We start from the raw sequence: 14918 nt of genomic DNA, 5'->3' as shown, positions 1-14918 counted from the left end.
CTGAGGTCCCGGCTCTCCCTTCGGTCGGCCGGGATTTCAGCAAGGTGGAACCCTAATCGCCCGCCTTCGGCCACAGCCGGGAGCGTAGCCAGCCAAGGGTGGAATTGCCTTTGAGGGCGTCACGATAGGCGCTCTCCATGAAGGCGTTCAACCCCTTCGGATCGCCCAGCAAATCCATGCGGGTCCGATAAGGTCCGTCAGGATCGAGATCCTTTACCGGCCTTGCCGGATTGCCCGCGACGACCGTGTTGGCTGGTACATCGCGGGTCACGACGCTGCGCGCGCCAATGACGGCATTATCGCCAATGGTGATGCCCTTGCCGACAAAGGCGCCATCGCCGATCCACACATTGCGGCCAATGGTGACGGGCTTGCTTTCGGGGCGCGGATCGATCCGGTCATAAAGCCCGTGCCAGTCAGAATCGGTGATGGTGACGGATTTCGCGAGCAGCGCGCCATCGCCGATCGTGATCGACCCGCCCGCCAGCAGACGCACCCCGCCCGCGAAAAAGCAGCAATCGCCAATCGTGATGGAGCCGGGCACATCGCCGGGGGACCAGACAGTGAAGCTGACCGGCTGATCGAGGCGTGAGACCACATGCAAGGCGCGCCCGGCGCGTATATTCGGCCCGAACACCTCCATATTCCAGGGCCGCACGATTTTCGGGTCCGGCCCCAGGGCCTCGAAATGGGGTTTCACGAAATGGGACACCCAGGCGTTCTCATACGCCTCCCACGCGCGGTGCATCCAGTAGGGGCGGTGGTCACGGCGCATAATCGGCGCTATCTCCAGTCCATGAACAAGGAAACGATAGAAAGCGCGATTCTCGTCCTCGTCGAGCAACGCGGTGCCGGCAAATCGATCTGCCCGTCAGAAGCGGCGCGCGCCGTCTGGCCGGAGGAGTGGCAAAAGCGCATGCGCGAAGTGCGCGGCGTCGCCATCGGCATGGCCCGCAAGGGCGAGATTTCCATTCTGAGGAAGGGAAAGCCGGTGGATCCGGATGACTTCAAGGGCGTTTACCGTCTGTCCCTGCCCGTCACGCCTGATGACGGACCTGAAGTCACGCCCGAGGCCGATGCCTGAGGATTTCGAGAAGCTGGCAGCAGATATCCGCGCCTGCCGGGTGTGCCAGCCAGCGCTGTCTCATCCCTGCCGCCCGGTCCTGCAGGGCAGCGCACCGGCCCGCATCCGCATTATCGGTCAGGCACCCGGCACCCGTGTGCAGGCATCGGGCCAGCCCTTCACCGATCCCTCTGGCGACCGATTGCGCAGCTGGATGGGGGTGAGCGAGGCCGAGTTCTATGATCCGCGCCTCTTTGCCATCACGCCGATGGGTTTCTGTTTTCCCGGCCTTGATGCGAAGGGATCAGACCTGCCGCCCCGGCGCGAGTGCGCCCCGCTCTGGCATGACCGGGTGACGGCCAGCCTGCCCGATGTGGAGATGATTCTGCTGGTCGGGCTGCACGCCCAACGCCGCTATCTGGCCTTGCCCTCTTCAGCGACGCTCACAGGAACCGTGCTGCGCTGGCGAGAATTCTTTCCGCAGTATGTTGCGCTGCCGCATCCCAGCTGGCGCAATTCGGGCTGGCTCAAGCGGAACCCATGGTTTGAAAACGAGGTTTTGCCCTCCCTTCGCCTTCGCATCCGCGAAATTCTGCCGCGCACACTTTGACCGGACAAACTGCGTTATATTTCCGCGACTTGCGTTAACGCCGCGCGGCGAGTAAATGGCGGCCATGAAACGGGCGGATCCGGTCTTGAAGGGCATGTTTCGGGCAAAGCACCCACCCTCGCCGTTGATACCGCTGCCATCGCGCTGAACGCCAGCGCGTCTTCAAAAAGGAACTCCCCCATGAGCGTGCCTGCCAGCGTGTTTGAACACCCCGCGTTCGACAATCACGAGAAGGTGCTGTTTGCCACCGATCCGGCCACCGGGCTGCAGGCGATCCTCGCCGTGCACTCCACCGTGCGTGGCCCCGGCGTGGGCGGCTGCCGCATGTGGGCCTATGAGAGCTCTGCCGATGCCGTGACGGACGTGCTGCGCCTGTCGCAAGGGATGAGCTACAAGAACATCATGGCCGATTTGCCGATTGGCGGCGGCAAGAGCGTCATCATCAAGCCGAAGGGCGATTTCGACCGCGACGCGCTGTTCCAGGCGTTTGGCCGCGCCGTCGACTCGCTCGGCGGCCATTACATCTCGGCTGAGGATGTGGGCGTCAGCCCGGCTGACATGCTCAGCGCCCGGCGCACCACGCGCCATGTGGTCGGCCTGCCCGATGGTACGGGCGATCCCTCTCCCGTCACCGCCAAGGGCGTGTTCCTGGGTATCCAGCTCGTTGCCGAGAAGGCGCTGGGCAAATCATCGCTCGCGGGCGTGCGCATTGCCGTGCAGGGCGCAACCGGCCATGTCGGCTCCTATCTGTGCGAGCATCTGGCCAAGGCCGGCGCGGAGCTGACCCTGACCGACATCCATGAGGATACGCTGCAGGCGCTGGCCAAAAAGCTCGGCGCGAAGACCGTCGGCAAGGACGATATATACGATGTCGAGGCCGATATTTTCGCGCCTTGCGCCCTCGGCTCCATCATCAACGAGAAAACCATCGACCGGCTGAAAGTGCGCGCGGTGGCGGGCGCGGCCAACAACCAGCTCGCTACGCGCGAGATGGGCGCCGAGCTGATGAAGCGCAACATCGCCTACGCGCCGGACTATGTCATCAATGCTGGCGGCATCATCAATATCATGGGTGAGATCGACGCCCGCTTCGACAAGAAATGGGTCGAAGGCAAGCTGCAGGGTCTCAAGTCCACGCTCGGCGAAATTCTCGACACGGCAGAAAATGAAGGCCGCCCGGCCAACCTCATCGCCGACGAGATCGCCCGCCAGCGCATCGAGGATGCCCGCGCAGGCAATCTGCAGGCGGCGGAGTAGTCATCACTACGACAACATGTCATCCCCCGCTTTATGCGGGGGACCCATACCTGCAACGTTCGACAGGGCGGAAACTCTCAGGCATGGGTGGCCCGGCTAAACCGGGCCCTGACAACTTTCCCCCTAGCCGCCAATCAGTGCCAGCCACTCATCTTCGGTCAGGGTTGTCACGCCGAGCTCGGTGGCCTTTTTCAGCTTCGAGCCTGCGCCCGGCCCGGCGATGAGATAATCGGTCTTGGCCGATACCGACCCCGCCACCTTCGCGCCAAGGCTCTGCGCGCGGGCTTTCGCCTCATCGCGGGTGAAGCGCTCCAGCGCGCCGGTGAACACGACCGTTTTGCCGGCGACAGGACTGTCCGTCGCGACAGCCTCGGCGTCTTCCACATTCACCTGATCGAGCAGGCGCGCAAGCGCGGCGCGATTATGCTCTTCAGCGAAGAAGCGGCCAATCGCATCGACCGCCGTGTCGCCCAGCCCATCAACGCCCAGCATGGCCTCGCGCGCCTCGCCCTCTTCGCCCGCCCGCACGGCGGCGGCCTCGAACACGTCCCAGCTGCCATAAGTGCGCGCCAGCAGGCGGGAGGTTTCCTCGCCCACATGGCGCACGCCCAGCGCATTGATGAAGCGGGCAAGGCCGATGGAGCGCCGCGCCTCGATCGAGTCAAACAGGTTCGCGGCTGACTTCTCGCCCCAGCCTTCGCGTGTCGCAATAGGCGGAGTTATCTGGCCGTCGGCATTGCGCGCGGCGAGGGTGAAAATGTCGGCAGGCTCCTTCACAATGCCTTCCTCATAGAAGGCTTCGACCTGCTTCTCACCCAGCCCCTCAATATCGAACGCCTTGCGGGCGACGAAGTGTTTCAGGTGCTCCTTGCGCTGATAGGGGCAGGCAAACTCCCCGGTGCAGCGGGTGACGGCATTGACCTCGCCGGTTCGCGGGTTCACTTCGCGCTCGGCAGGGGTCTGCAGCGGGCAGGGGCAGACCTTCGGGAACACGAATTCCCGCTCGCTGCCATCGCGACGGTCCTTGAGCACGTCGACGATCTGCGGGATCACATCGCCCGCGCGCTGGACGATCACGGTGTCGCCGATGCGGATGTCGGTTCCGCCACGGATAGGCTCGCCGTCCTTGCCGACGCCCCTGATATAATCCTCATTGTGCAGCGTGGCGTTGGAGACCACCACGCCGCCCACGGTAACGGGTTCGAGCTTGGCTACGGGCGTGAGCGCGCCGGTGCGGCCCACTTGTATCTCGATATTGTTGAGCTTCGTCACCGCCTTTTCGGGCGAGAATTTGTGCGCGATGGCCCAGCGCGGCGCGCGCGCGACAAAGCCGAGGCGCGCCTGCCAGTCCAGCCGGTCCACCTTGTAGACGACACCGTCTATATCATAGCCCAGCTCTGCGCGGCGCGCTTCGAGATCGCGGTAATGGGCCAGCAGCGCCGCCACGCCTTCGCACACTCTCATGTCGGCATTGGTGGTGAAGCCCAGCGCCTTCAGGCGCTCAACCGCGCCGGACTGGGTGTCGGCCAGGGGTTCAGATACCTCGCCCCAGGCATAGGCGAAAAAGCGCAAAGGACGCGTGGCGGTGATAGCCGGATCGATCTGGCGCAGCGAGCCGGCAGCGGCGTTGCGGGGGTTCTTGTATGCCGATTTGCCGGCCGCCTCCTGCGCGGCGTTCAGCGCCGCGAAGTCTGCATGGCTCAAATACACCTCACCGCGCACTTCCAACACGTCTGGCACATCGCCGGTGAGCGTTTTGGGTATCTCGTCCAGCGTCTTGAGGTTTTCCGTGACGTTCTCGCCGGTCTGGCCGTCTCCGCGCGTCGCGCCCGACCGGAGCACGCCCTTCTCATAACGCAAGGATGCCGACAGACCGTCAATCTTCGGCTCGGCAGTGAAGGCGAGCACGTCTTCATCCTTCAGGTTCAGGAAGCGGCGTATGCGCGCCTCGAACGCGGCCACATCGTCTTCATCAAAGGCATTGCCCAGCGACAGCATGGGTACGGCGTGGCGCACTTCTGAAAACTTGCCCGATGGCTTGGCGCCGATGGTCTGCGTGGGGCTTTCCGCGTGGGCAAGCTCCGGGAAAGCTGCTTCCAGTGCCTCCAGCCGGGCGCGCAAGCCATCATATTCGGCGTCAGTAATAACCGGCGCATCCTCGGCATAATAGGCGCGGTCATGAGCCGCAATCTCCTCGGCGAGGCGCGCGTGCTCGGCGGCTGCGGCCTCCGGAGAAAGGTTTTCGATTTCGAGTGTCATGACGCCATCAACTCGTCGGCAGCGGCGCGTGCCGCTTCGGTCACTTCCGCGCCCGACAGCATGCGCGCGATCTCCTCGCGGCGCTCCCGCCCGTCCAGCGGCACGACGCGGGTGCGCATCGCATCGCCTTCCTCGGCCTTGGCGATTTTCCAGTGATGGCCCGCGCGGGCAGCGACCTGCGGGGAGTGGGTGACAACCAGCGCCTGCCCGCCTTCGGCGAGTCGCGCCAGCCGGTGGCCCACCGCATCGGCGACCGCGCCGCCGACCCCCTGATCGACCTCGTCAAACACCATCACAATGCCGCTGTCAGACCCGGCCAGGCACACTTTCAGCGCCAACGCGAAGCGCGACAGCTCGCCTCCCGACGCAATTCGGTCCAGCGGACCAAACGGCGCGCCGGGATTGGTGGACACCTCGAACGCCACCGAGTCCCAGCCCGACGGTCCGGCACGGCTCTCGTCGCTGGTGACGGAAATCCGGAAACGTGCCTTTTCCAGTTTGAGAGGAGCGAGTTCAGCCATCACGGCAGCGGCGAGCTTTTCGCCTTCCACCTTGCGCGCCTCGCTCAAGGCACTGGCGGCGCGCGCGTAGTCGGCCTCGGCGGCTTTCAGCGCGGCTTCGGCTTCGCGTGTGCGGCCTTCCCCGTCGGCCACCGCATCGAGCCGTTCGGCGAGTTCAGCGCGCAGGGCCGGCAGGGCGTCCACCTCCACCTGATGCTTGCGGGCGAGGGCGCGCAGGGCAAACAGGCGCTCTTCGGCACGTTCCAGTGCGCCGGGCTCCACCTCGAAGGCGGAAGCCGCATCAGTGAGCGCGCTTTCAGCCTCGTCAAACTCGATCAGCGCGCGCTCCAGTGCGCCGCTGGCCCGGTCCAGAGCGCTGACGGCATTGGCCTGCGCGCTGTCTGCGGCCGCCTCAGCGCCAAGGCTTGCGCGCACGCGTTCCAGGCCCTTGAGCGCATGATTGAGGCGGCTGGCAACGGCATTGGAACCGGAAAAGGCTTCGGACGCGGCCTGCAGGTCAGACAGTGCGGTCTCGGCCTGCTGAAGGAAGCGCCGCTCGGCGGCCAGCTGCTCTTCCTCGCCAAGGCGGGGGTGAAGCGCGTCCAGCGCCTCGACCGCGTCGCGCAGGAAGACCTCCTCCTCGGCGGCTCGGGCTTTATCGGCGTTGAGCTTTTCCAGATGCCGGCGGGCCGCGCTCAGCGTCTCCCATGCCTGCGCCACAGCGGCCATGCGCGCGCCATTGCGGGCATAATCGTCCAGAAGACGCTTGTGGGATTTGGGATCGAGCAGGCCGCGCCCGTCATGCTGACCATGGATTTCCACCAGCACATCGCCCAGCGCCCGCAAAAGGCCAACGCTTGCCGGCTGGTCGTTCACATGCGCGCGTGAGCGGCCATCTGCGGTGATGGCGCGGCGCAGAATAACCGGCTCACCCGGCTCGAAGCTGATCCCCGCCTCATCCAGCAAGGAGAAGGCCGTGTGCCCGTCTGGCAGGTCAAAGACCGCGATGGCACTGCCCTGATCAGCACCGGCGCGCACCATGGCCCGGTCCGCGCGCTCACCGCACGCAAGGCCCAGAGCGCCCAGCAGGATGGATTTGCCGGCCCCGGTTTCGCCGGTCAGCGCAGACAGGCCGGGCTGGAAGGCAAGGTCCAGCCGGTCAATGAGGACGATGTCGCGTATGGAGAGGGATGCGAGCATGGCTCCCCTCGTCTCCCGCCCGAGGGTTTAGCCGAATATCCGGCTCATGGCGCGGCGCAGCAGGCCGGGATCGCTTTCCTCAATGCCTTCGCCGGGCACATCAATGCCGCGCGAGGTCAGAAGGGTATAGCTGTCCTGATACCAGGCGGAACCGGGGAAGTTATGGCCCAGAACCGCCGCCACCTGACGCGCTTCCTCGGCAACACCCATGGCCACATAGGCCTCGACAAGGCGGTGAAGCGCTTCGGGCACATGGCTGGTGGTGCCGTACTCGCGGATAACGTTCTGGAACCGGCCAATGGCCGCCAGATGGAAGCCGTTGCGCAGATACCACCGGCCCACATCCATGTCCTTGCCGGCAAGGTGGTCGCGGGTCATGTCGATCTTCAGGCGAGCATCGCGGGCATAGGGGCTGTCCGGGAAGCGACGGACCACCTGCTGAAGCGCGTCATAGGCGGCCTGCGTGGTGGACTGGTCACGGCCTACATCATAGATGCGCTCATAGTGCGATATCGCGATGAGATAATACGCATAGGGAGCGCTGGAGCTGCCCGGGTGAAGGGCAATAAAGCGCTCCGCATTGGCAATCGCCTGCTCGTAGCGGGTGGCCTGATAATTAGCGAAAGCCGCCATCAGCATGGAGCGGCGGGCCCATTCAGAGAAGGGGTGCTGACGCTCCACCTCATCAAACAGGGCTGCCGCCTGCGTGTAGCGGCGGCGCTCCAGTTCCCGGAAAGCATTGTTGTAAAGCGTCTCTACCGGGCGGGCGACATAGGCCAGCTCGGCCCGGTTACGATTGCCCTGACAGCCCGCAAGCACGAGAGCCGAGAGGGAAATGATGAGGATAAGACGCGTGGCGTTCAACAATTCCTGGCCCCTTGGCATGGCAATAAAAAACGGACTGCCAGAGTCTTCTAACCGATCAGGGCGCAAGGAAAAAGCATTGTGTCAGCCCGGAAGGTGATTGCGCGGCTGCGAAACTAGCCGCGTGCGACCCTGCCGGGCTCGATGGCTTCTGCCATTTCGCTCATTGCCACCCATTTCCAGGCCGATGTATCGGCCATCAGGGCACGCACGGCCACATTGTTGATACCATGGCCCGGACGCGAGGCCTGATAGAGGCCAAGGATCGGCGCGCCGGCGAGATACAGGTCGCCGACCGCATCCAGAATCTTGTGGCGGACAAATTCGTCGGCGAAGCGCAGACCTTCAGGATTCGCCACGCCCTCATCGTCCAGAACGATAGCGTTTTCCATCGAGCCGCCGCGTGCGAGGCCTGCCTTGAGCAGCGATTCGTATTCACGGCGGAAGCCAAACGTGCGGGCCGCGGCGATCTCGCTGCGGAAACCGGTCGGGCTGATCTCGAAGCGGTATTGCTGGCGGCCAATGACCGCATTGTCGAAATCAATGCTGACATCGATCGCCGGCTGGAGCGAAGGCAGGAAGACGGCACTGCGCCCGCCCAGCGAAACCTCGACCGGCTTGAGAATGCGGATCGCGCGGCGCGGCGCGGGCTGGGTCTTAAGCCCCGTGTGCTCAATAAGCTCGATGAACGGCATGGAGGAGCCGTCCATGGCGGGCACTTCAGGCCCATGCAGCTCAACCAGCACATCATCCACACCCAGGCCGGCAAAAGCCGCCATCAGGTGCTCCACCGTCGAAACCGAGGCGCCATCGGCGTTGATGATGGTCGTGCCGAGATCGGTAGAACGGACAAGATCATAGCGGGCAGGTATCAGGCGGTCTGCGACATCCAGATCGGTGCGTTCAAATACAATGCCCGTTCCCGCCTGAGCCGGTTTGAGCACCATGCGCACCCGTGCGCCCGTATGCAGGCCAATGCCTGCACAAACGGCCGTCTGGGCCAGCGTCGTCCGCTCAGTCATGAAAGCTGCCCGCACCATTCTATTGTCTTTCTTCGCTTTTCAGCTGCAGTTCCGGCCACGCCCCCCGGCACAGACCGAAAACCCCTCTTCTTCGCATTTGCACACTAGAGAACAGTCGGACAGAGCGGAATTAAACGATTGTTGCGGGCTGTAACAATTGACTGCGTCAGCAACGAAAAGCCCCCGGACCGTTTCCGGTTCCGGGGGCCTGGCCTGTGGCATTGCTGGACCGTCTAATTGGCCTGACGGCGCAGGAAGGCAGGGATATCGAGATCGGCGTCGTCAAAATCCTCGCCAAACAGATCGCCTGCCGGGGATGTGCGCTGTACGGGTTCGGCCGGAGCCGGGGCGCGTTGCGCCTGAACGGGCGGGCGCGGGGCGGTGCGTGATTCCACAGGAGCGGCCGGGGTCTTCGCCCGCCGCCCGAAGATGGAAAGTCCGCGGCGCGCCGGGGCTTCCTCACGCTCTTCCTCCTGCGGGGCCGGCTCGCGGCGGATTGTCTGGGCCGCTTCTGCAAGACGTTCCTGATGACGCACCACTTCCGGTCTTGTGTCGACCGTCTGCGCCTCTTCCTCAGCCGTATAGGCATCCGGCGCCGACACAGCATCATCCAGGATGTCCGCACGGGCTGGCGCAGCCTGCTCCTCCCGCGGCGCAGCTACTGTCTGGGCTTCCTGCGCGGCGCGCCAGGCAGCCGCCTTCGCATGGATACCGCCATCAGCGACAGCCTTGGCTCGGACCGTCTCTGCTTCGTCATTGAGCCGGCGCACAAGCGGCTGGCCCGGACGGCTGACTTCACGCGGCTTGAGCGTGCTCATCAGGCTGGCAGGCTCGGTGCGGCGGCGCGGATCGGCCTGCAGCATCTGTTCGGCCTCGATGCCGGTGGCAACCACGGACACACGTATCGTACCGTTGAGGCTTTCATCAAAGGTCGAACCGACAATGATATTGGCATCGGGGTCCACCTGATCGCGGATCTCGTTGGCCGCCTCATCAACTTCGTACAGCGTCATGTCCATGCCGCCGGTGATGTTGATGAGCACGCCGCGCGCGCCCTTCATCGACACATCATCGAGCAGCGGATTATTGATCGCGGCATGGGCCGCCTCGATGGCGCGCTTTTCGCCAGAGGCTTCGCCGGTACCCATCATCGCCTTGCCCATCTCGTTCATCACGGTGCGCACATCGGCGAAGTCGAGATTGATGAGGCCAGGCATGACCATCAGGTCGGTAATGCCGCGCACGCCCGAATGGAGCACCTGATCGGCCATGGAGAAGGCTTCGGCGAAGGTCGTCTTCTCGGTGGCGATACGGAACAGGTTCTGGTTGGGAATGACAATGAGCGTATCGACATGGTTCTGGAGCTGCTCAATGCCGGCTTCGGCCAGGCGCATGCGCTTTGCGCCCTCGAAATGGAAGGGCTTGGTCACGACGCCGACGGTAAGAATGCCCTGCTCACGGGCAGCGCGCGCGATGACCGGCGCTGCGCCCGTGCCCGTTCCACCGCCCATACCGGCCGTGATGAACACCATGTGCGCGCCTTGCAGGTACTCGATAATCTCCGAGATCGAGTCTTCTGCCGACTGCATGCCGATCTCTGGACGGGCACCGGCGCCGAGGCCTTGCGTGATCTGATGACCGATCTGGATGCGATTGGGTGTGCCGGAACGCTGGAGCGCCTGGGCATCTGTGTTGGCGACAACAAAATCAACGCCTTCAAGGCTTGCGTCGATCATGTTGTTGACAGCATTGCCGCCGGCGCCGCCCACGCCGAAAACGAGAATTCTGGGTTTAAGTTCAGTCGCTTCGGGGGCAGAAATATTCAGCGCCATGGGGACAGGCTCCGTCACGCGGGCTAAGGTTAACAACGATTAGCCGTCAGTTTGAGGGCGCGTTGCTTAAGCGAGCGTTAAGCGCCACTGACATGATTGGCGATATTTTAGCATTGGTTACAGGAACATAGAGCGAACGAAGGGCTGTTGCTCAGAAACTCTCTGCAAACCAGCGCCAGATCGCCGACGGTCCGCTTTGGGAGGCGGGCCGGGCCACGCGGCGCGCGGAGGCGGCCGTGATGAAGCGCGGCGGGCCGGATAGTATCTCGGCCGGTGCGCGTGCGTGACGGGCAAGCGAGCCGGTGCTGGCGGCGAAGCCAGGTCCAGCCAGCGCATCGCCCAGCCCGGCGATCGCAGCCGGGCGGCCCAGCCGCGTCTGGCGGCGCAGTACGCGTCCGGCCAGCTCGACCACGCCGGGAAGCTGGCTTGCCCCGCCCGTCAGCACAAGGATTCGTCCGGAAGCTTCGCTGAGCCCGGCGGCGGCCAGCCGGTCGCGAATCAGTTCGAAAATCTCTTCCAGCCGAGGCCGGATGATCGCGTTGAGCATGGCACGCGGATACTGATTCATGCCGGCATCCGGGCCAGCAGCAACCGGCGGGGCCTCGATCATCGCCCGGTCATCGTCAGGGCTGTCGAGCGCCGAACCGTAAAGCGCCTTGATGCGTTCAGCGGCATGAACGGGTGTGGACAGGCCGCGTGCAATGTCACGCGTGACGTGATTGCCACCCACCGGGATCATGTCGACATGCACCGGCACGCCATCTGCAAACACGGCAAGGCTTGTCGTGTCCGCGCCCATATCGATCACCGTCGCACCCAGCAGCGCCTCGTCCCCCGCCAGAACAGACAGGGCAGCGGCATAAGGCGAGGCGATCACTTCGCTCGCTTCCAGGCGGCACTGGGCGACAGCATTCATCAGATTGCGCAGCGGATCAGCGTCAGCGGAGATGACATGCAGATCCACCGCCAGGCTGCGCCCGGCCATGCCGCGCGGATCTTTCACACCGCGATTATCGTCCACCCGCCAGGCAACGGGCATGGCGTGCAGCATGGCGCGGCCCGGCCGCGCGCACTGCTGCAGCCCGGCCGACAGGACGCGGTTACGGTCACGTTCACTCACCTCGCGGCCCGAGACAGGCGCCTCGATCGACACGCGTTCGGACGCCGGGCTGCCGGCAGTGGTGACAAGGCTGACTTCGCTGACCGCGTGACGCGCCATGCGCTCAGCATTGTCGACGACCGCCCGGATCACGCTGGCCGCCGCGTCGATATCGACAACGCCGCCCGCGCGCATGCCGGCGCTGGAATGGTGGCCTACACCCACCACTCTCGGACGGGGGCCCGTCAGGGTCGCTTCCATCTTGACGATAAAGCAGACGGTCTTGGCGGCGCCTATCTCCAGCGCGGCGTATATACCCGGCTTGCCGTTCGCCGCATCGGCAGTCTTGCGCGTAAACAGGCCCATTTCGGCTCAGGCTCCCCGCTCACGGGCCGAAGCACCGCCTGCACGTTCCGGCCAGGCGCGGATCGCCATTTCGCCGTCGCCGCGCAGATCAAAAGCCTGGGCGTCCAGCTCCAGAACGCGCTGGTCGGCGTGCAGGGCTGCGATCAGGGCCACGGCGCTGGCGACGCCGGTTTCGGGAAGCAGGATGTCGCTGCCTGACTGCAGGCGCAGATTCCAGCGCCGCTCGCCCACACGTACCGCATGGGTGACAAGAGCGGCAAGTTCCGGCTGGCGGGCGAGCACGGTAATGATCTCCTCCGCCGCTTCATTGGCACCGGCCCCGACAAGGCGGGGCAGCGCGGCGTGGTCTGACGGGTTTTCTCCAGCCAGCACGATGCCGCGCCGGTCGATTACGTAATGCACGCCTTCATTCTGCCAGAGCGCATAGGGCGCACGCTCGGTAATGATGACACTGACCCTGTCCGGCCAGAGGCGGATGACCTGCGCGCTTTCAACCCGGCTCATGGCTTCGATAGCGGCGCGCGCCTGCTCAGGATCAATCTCGATCAGACCCCGGCCGGGCCGCGCGCCGATGACCTGCGCAATCTCGGCGGCGCTCACGTCACGGGCGCCCACCACATCCACGGCGCGAACAACATAGCCCGAACGGGTGAGGTGATCAGCAAAGGCGGCGCGCATCCCGTCGCCAGCCGGGCCCAGCCCGCCCGTCATGGCCAGACCAATGAATGCCAGTGCGGTCACGCCCGCGACAGCAAAAAAGCCCAGACGCAGCGCGGTGATCGTGCGGTAGCGCGCGGTGCGTATCTGGGCGCTGGCCCAGTTGACCATGGGGCGCTGGGGGATGGAGGCGGGCGGCTTGCGGGTGCGGGAGCGCGTTGCGCCGGAACTTCCGGCACGGGTGGGAGCTGTTCGAGAGCGCCTCACCTCTGACAACTGGCATCCTCCGCTATCCATTCGACAAGGTCGGGAAATCCGATACCGCAATGCGCGGCCTGTTCGGGCGCAAGCGATGTAGGAGTCATGCCCGGCTGGGTATTAATTTCGAGTAACCAAAGCTTGCCGTCGCCGCCCTCATCCCAGCGAAAATCGGACCGGGTGAGCCCCCGGCAACCAAGCTCACGATGCGCGGTGACGGCAGCCGCCATCGCCTGGTCAAAGACATGGGCTGGGATATCAGCAGGCAGGCGGTGAACCGATCCGCCGTCTGCGTATTTTGCCTCATAGTCATAAAAGGCTGTTTTGGGCACGATCTCGGTGACGGTCAGCGCCCGGTCACCCATCACGGCGACGGTCAGCTCCCGGCCCGGAATGAATTTTTCGATGAGAATGTCATCGCCATAGGGCCAGCTGTCGGCGGCGAGCGCCGCAGGCGGGCGGTTAGCGCCCTCGCGCACGATCAGCACGCCCACTGACGAGCCCTGATCATTCGGCTTGGCCACATAGGGCGCAGGCATGACGTGATCGCGTGCAGCGTCAAACCGGCTGACAATCTTTCCGTCCGGGCAGTTAAGGCCCGCAAGGCGCAAGACCGCCTTGGTCTTCTGCTTGTCCATCGCCAGCGCCGAGGCCAGCACGCCGGAATGCGTGTAGGGGATGCGCAGATATTCCAGCACGCCCTGCACGCGCCCGTCCTCACCCCACAGGCCATGGAGCGCGTTGAACACGAGATCGGGTTTGAGCGCCTTGATGTCATCGATCCAGCGCTCGTTCGCGGGGTCAATCTCATGGACCTCATGCCCCTTGGCGCGCAGGCCCTTGGCACATTCGCGGCCCGAGACCAGCGAGACCTCGCGCTCAGGGCTCAAGCCTCCGAGCAGAAGGGCGATGCGCTTGCTCATGCGTTTTCTCCTGCGGGCAGGCCAATACGTTTGACCTCCCAGTGCATCTCGACGTTTTCCTTCGACGCAATCTCGGCGCGGATTTCCTCCACGAGCCCTTCAAGGTCTGCCGCGCTGGCGCTGCCATCATTGATCAGGAAGTTGGCGTGCATCTCGGAAAAGCGCGCCCCGCCCTTGCGCCGTCCGCGCCCGCCAACCGCGTCCACCAGCTGCCAGGCAGACCGGCCTTTGCTCTGGGTCTGGTCGGGGTTCTTGAAGGTGGAGCCGGAGGTTTTCTCGCGGATGGGCTGGGTCGCGGCGCGCTTCTCGCTGATCGCGTCCATGCGCTCCAGAATGGCGGCCGGCTCATCGCTCCGGCCTTCAAACACCGCTTCGGTGAATATCCAGTCTTCGGGCGCGGAGCAGTGGCGGTAGGCATGGCCCAGCTCGTCCGGCTTCACGATCAGGCGGCGGCCCCGCCGGTCCAGCGCGATGGCCTCAACCAGTACGTCCTTTGTCTCCGACCCATAGCAGCCCGCATTCATGCGGATCGCGCCGCCGATTGTGCCCGGTACGCCGACATAAAATTCCAGCCCCGCAATGCCCGCCTTGGCGGCGGCCTTGGCCGCCATCTTGTCGAGCAGTGCCGTACCGATGCGGATACGATTGCCCGCCAGCACTTGCGCGCGTGCAAATGCCGGCGTCAGGCGGATCACCACGCCCGGCACCCCGCCATCCCTTACAAGCGTGTTGGAGCCCGCGCCCAGCACATGGACGGGAATGTCCTCAGGCGTCTCGGCCAGGAAGCGCGCAAGGTCCGCCTCATCTGCGGGCAGGTAGAGCACCTGCGCAGGCCCGCCTACACGCAGCCATGTAATGTCAGACAGCGGCGCGTTCTCGATATACTGCCCGCGCACTTCAGGCAGTTGGGGAAGGAGGGAGGGGAAGGTCATTTGCCGCCACCCTCTTTCTCCCCCCGCCTGCGGGGGGAGTGGCCTGAAAGGCCGAGGGGGGGAACAGAGAAAAAAA

13 protein-coding genes are annotated in these 14918 nt (G+C 64.6%); 3 read left to right on the top strand and 10 right to left on the bottom strand.

Annotated elements, in window-relative coordinates:
* Positions 1–52 precede the first annotated feature (52 nt).
* The gene (locus ACTIGC_RS08780) at positions 53–775 is read right to left on the bottom strand and encodes an acyltransferase (RefSeq protein WP_439634037.1); all 723 of its coding nucleotides are present in this window, start codon (positions 773–775) and stop codon (positions 53–55) included.
* A 21-nt stretch (positions 776–796) separates the two neighbouring features.
* On the opposite strand from ACTIGC_RS08780, the gene ACTIGC_RS08775 reads away from it, so the two are divergent.
* From ACTIGC_RS08775 to ACTIGC_RS08765, 3 genes are all read left to right on the top strand, one after another.
* Positions 797–1084, top strand: coding sequence for a DUF3253 domain-containing protein (locus ACTIGC_RS08775; protein WP_439634036.1), 288 nt, complete (start codon positions 797–799; stop codon positions 1082–1084).
* A complete protein-coding gene (locus ACTIGC_RS08770; RefSeq protein WP_439634035.1) occupies positions 1047–1673 on the top strand; it encodes a uracil-DNA glycosylase family protein in 627 nt (208 codons plus the stop codon). Before ACTIGC_RS08775 ends, ACTIGC_RS08770 begins: the two co-directional genes overlap by 38 nt.
* Before the next feature lie 180 nt (positions 1674–1853).
* Entirely contained in the window at positions 1854–2930 is a 1077-nt protein-coding gene (locus ACTIGC_RS08765; protein ID WP_439634034.1) for a Leu/Phe/Val dehydrogenase, read from the top strand.
* Between the two features lie 123 nt (positions 2931–3053).
* Here ACTIGC_RS08765 and ligA read toward each other — a convergent pair whose 3' ends face one another.
* The 9 genes from ligA to murB all read right to left on the bottom strand — a co-directional run bounded on the left by ligA (position 3054) and on the right by murB (position 14842).
* Positions 3054–5189, bottom strand: coding sequence for an NAD-dependent DNA ligase LigA (gene ligA / locus ACTIGC_RS08760; protein ID WP_439634033.1), 2136 nt, complete (start codon positions 5187–5189; stop codon positions 3054–3056).
* Positions 5186–6889: a DNA repair protein RecN gene (gene recN, locus ACTIGC_RS08755; protein WP_439634032.1), complete on the bottom strand. Its 1704-nt coding sequence runs from the start codon at positions 6887–6889 to the stop codon at positions 5186–5188. Before recN ends, ligA begins: the two co-directional genes overlap by 4 nt.
* A 27-nt stretch (positions 6890–6916) precedes the next feature.
* Positions 6917–7774, bottom strand: coding sequence for an outer membrane protein assembly factor BamD (locus ACTIGC_RS08750; RefSeq protein ID WP_439634031.1), 858 nt, complete (start codon positions 7772–7774; stop codon positions 6917–6919).
* A 95-nt stretch (positions 7775–7869) separates the two neighbouring features.
* Entirely contained in the window at positions 7870–8775 is a 906-nt protein-coding gene (lpxC, locus tag ACTIGC_RS08745; RefSeq protein WP_439634030.1) for a UDP-3-O-acyl-N-acetylglucosamine deacetylase, read from the bottom strand.
* A gap of 233 nt (positions 8776–9008) precedes the next feature.
* Positions 9009–10607 carry a cell division protein FtsZ gene (gene ftsZ, locus ACTIGC_RS08740; protein WP_439634029.1) on the bottom strand — a complete coding sequence of 533 codons (1599 nt, stop codon included), beginning with the start codon at positions 10605–10607 and terminating at the stop codon, positions 9009–9011.
* A gap of 151 nt (positions 10608–10758) precedes the next feature.
* On the bottom strand, positions 10759–12072 hold the full coding sequence (gene ftsA, locus ACTIGC_RS08735; protein ID WP_439634028.1) for a cell division protein FtsA: 1314 nt from the start codon (positions 12070–12072) through the stop codon (positions 10759–10761).
* 6 nt (positions 12073–12078) lie between these two features.
* Positions 12079–12900, bottom strand: coding sequence for a cell division protein FtsQ/DivIB (locus ACTIGC_RS08730; protein WP_439634027.1), 822 nt, complete (start codon positions 12898–12900; stop codon positions 12079–12081).
* 92 nt (positions 12901–12992) lie between these two features.
* Complete coding sequence (locus ACTIGC_RS08725) at positions 12993–13910, bottom strand: D-alanine--D-alanine ligase (protein ID WP_439634026.1); 918 nt, start codon at positions 13908–13910, stop codon at positions 12993–12995.
* A complete protein-coding gene (gene murB, locus ACTIGC_RS08720) occupies positions 13907–14842 on the bottom strand; it encodes a UDP-N-acetylmuramate dehydrogenase (protein ID WP_439634025.1) in 936 nt (311 codons plus the stop codon). Before murB ends, ACTIGC_RS08725 begins: the two co-directional genes overlap by 4 nt.
* Positions 14843–14918 lie beyond the last annotated feature (76 nt).

The sequence above is a fragment of the Glycocaulis sp. genome, from assembly GCF_051859565.1.
GTDB lineage: Bacteria > Pseudomonadota > Alphaproteobacteria > Caulobacterales > Maricaulaceae > Glycocaulis.
The sequence above is the reverse complement of the archived record's forward strand: the minus strand, read 5'-3'. Positions and strand labels throughout refer to the sequence as shown.

Bases quoted from the DNA above. Each gene is read 5' to 3' on its own strand.
- ACTIGC_RS08780 (WP_439634037.1), bottom strand. From the start codon at position 775: ATGCGCCGTGACCACCGCCCCTACTGGATGCACCGCGCGTGGGAGGCG.
- recN (WP_439634032.1), bottom strand. From the start codon at position 6,889: ATGCTCGCATCCCTCTCCATACGCGACATCGTCCTCATTGACCGGCTG.
- ftsZ (WP_439634029.1), bottom strand. From the start codon at position 10,607: ATGGCGCTGAATATTTCTGCCCCCGAAGCGACTGAACTTAAACCCAGA.
- lpxC (WP_439634030.1), bottom strand. From the start codon at position 8,775: ATGACTGAGCGGACGACGCTGGCCCAGACGGCCGTTTGTGCAGGCATT.
- ftsA (WP_439634028.1), bottom strand. From the start codon at position 12,072: ATGGGCCTGTTTACGCGCAAGACTGCCGATGCGGCGAACGGCAAGCCG.
- ligA (WP_439634033.1), bottom strand. From the start codon at position 5,189: ATGACACTCGAAATCGAAAACCTTTCTCCGGAGGCCGCAGCCGCCGAG.
- ACTIGC_RS08765 (WP_439634034.1), top strand. From the start codon at position 1,854: ATGAGCGTGCCTGCCAGCGTGTTTGAACACCCCGCGTTCGACAATCAC.
- ACTIGC_RS08750 (WP_439634031.1), bottom strand. From the start codon at position 7,774: ATGCCAAGGGGCCAGGAATTGTTGAACGCCACGCGTCTTATCCTCATC.
- ACTIGC_RS08770 (WP_439634035.1), top strand. From the start codon at position 1,047: ATGACGGACCTGAAGTCACGCCCGAGGCCGATGCCTGAGGATTTCGAG.
- ACTIGC_RS08725 (WP_439634026.1), bottom strand. From the start codon at position 13,910: ATGAGCAAGCGCATCGCCCTTCTGCTCGGAGGCTTGAGCCCTGAGCGC.
- ACTIGC_RS08775 (WP_439634036.1), top strand. From the start codon at position 797: ATGAACAAGGAAACGATAGAAAGCGCGATTCTCGTCCTCGTCGAGCAA.
- murB (WP_439634025.1), bottom strand. From the start codon at position 14,842: ATGACCTTCCCCTCCCTCCTTCCCCAACTGCCTGAAGTGCGCGGGCAG.
- ACTIGC_RS08730 (WP_439634027.1), bottom strand. From the start codon at position 12,900: ATGGTCAACTGGGCCAGCGCCCAGATACGCACCGCGCGCTACCGCACG.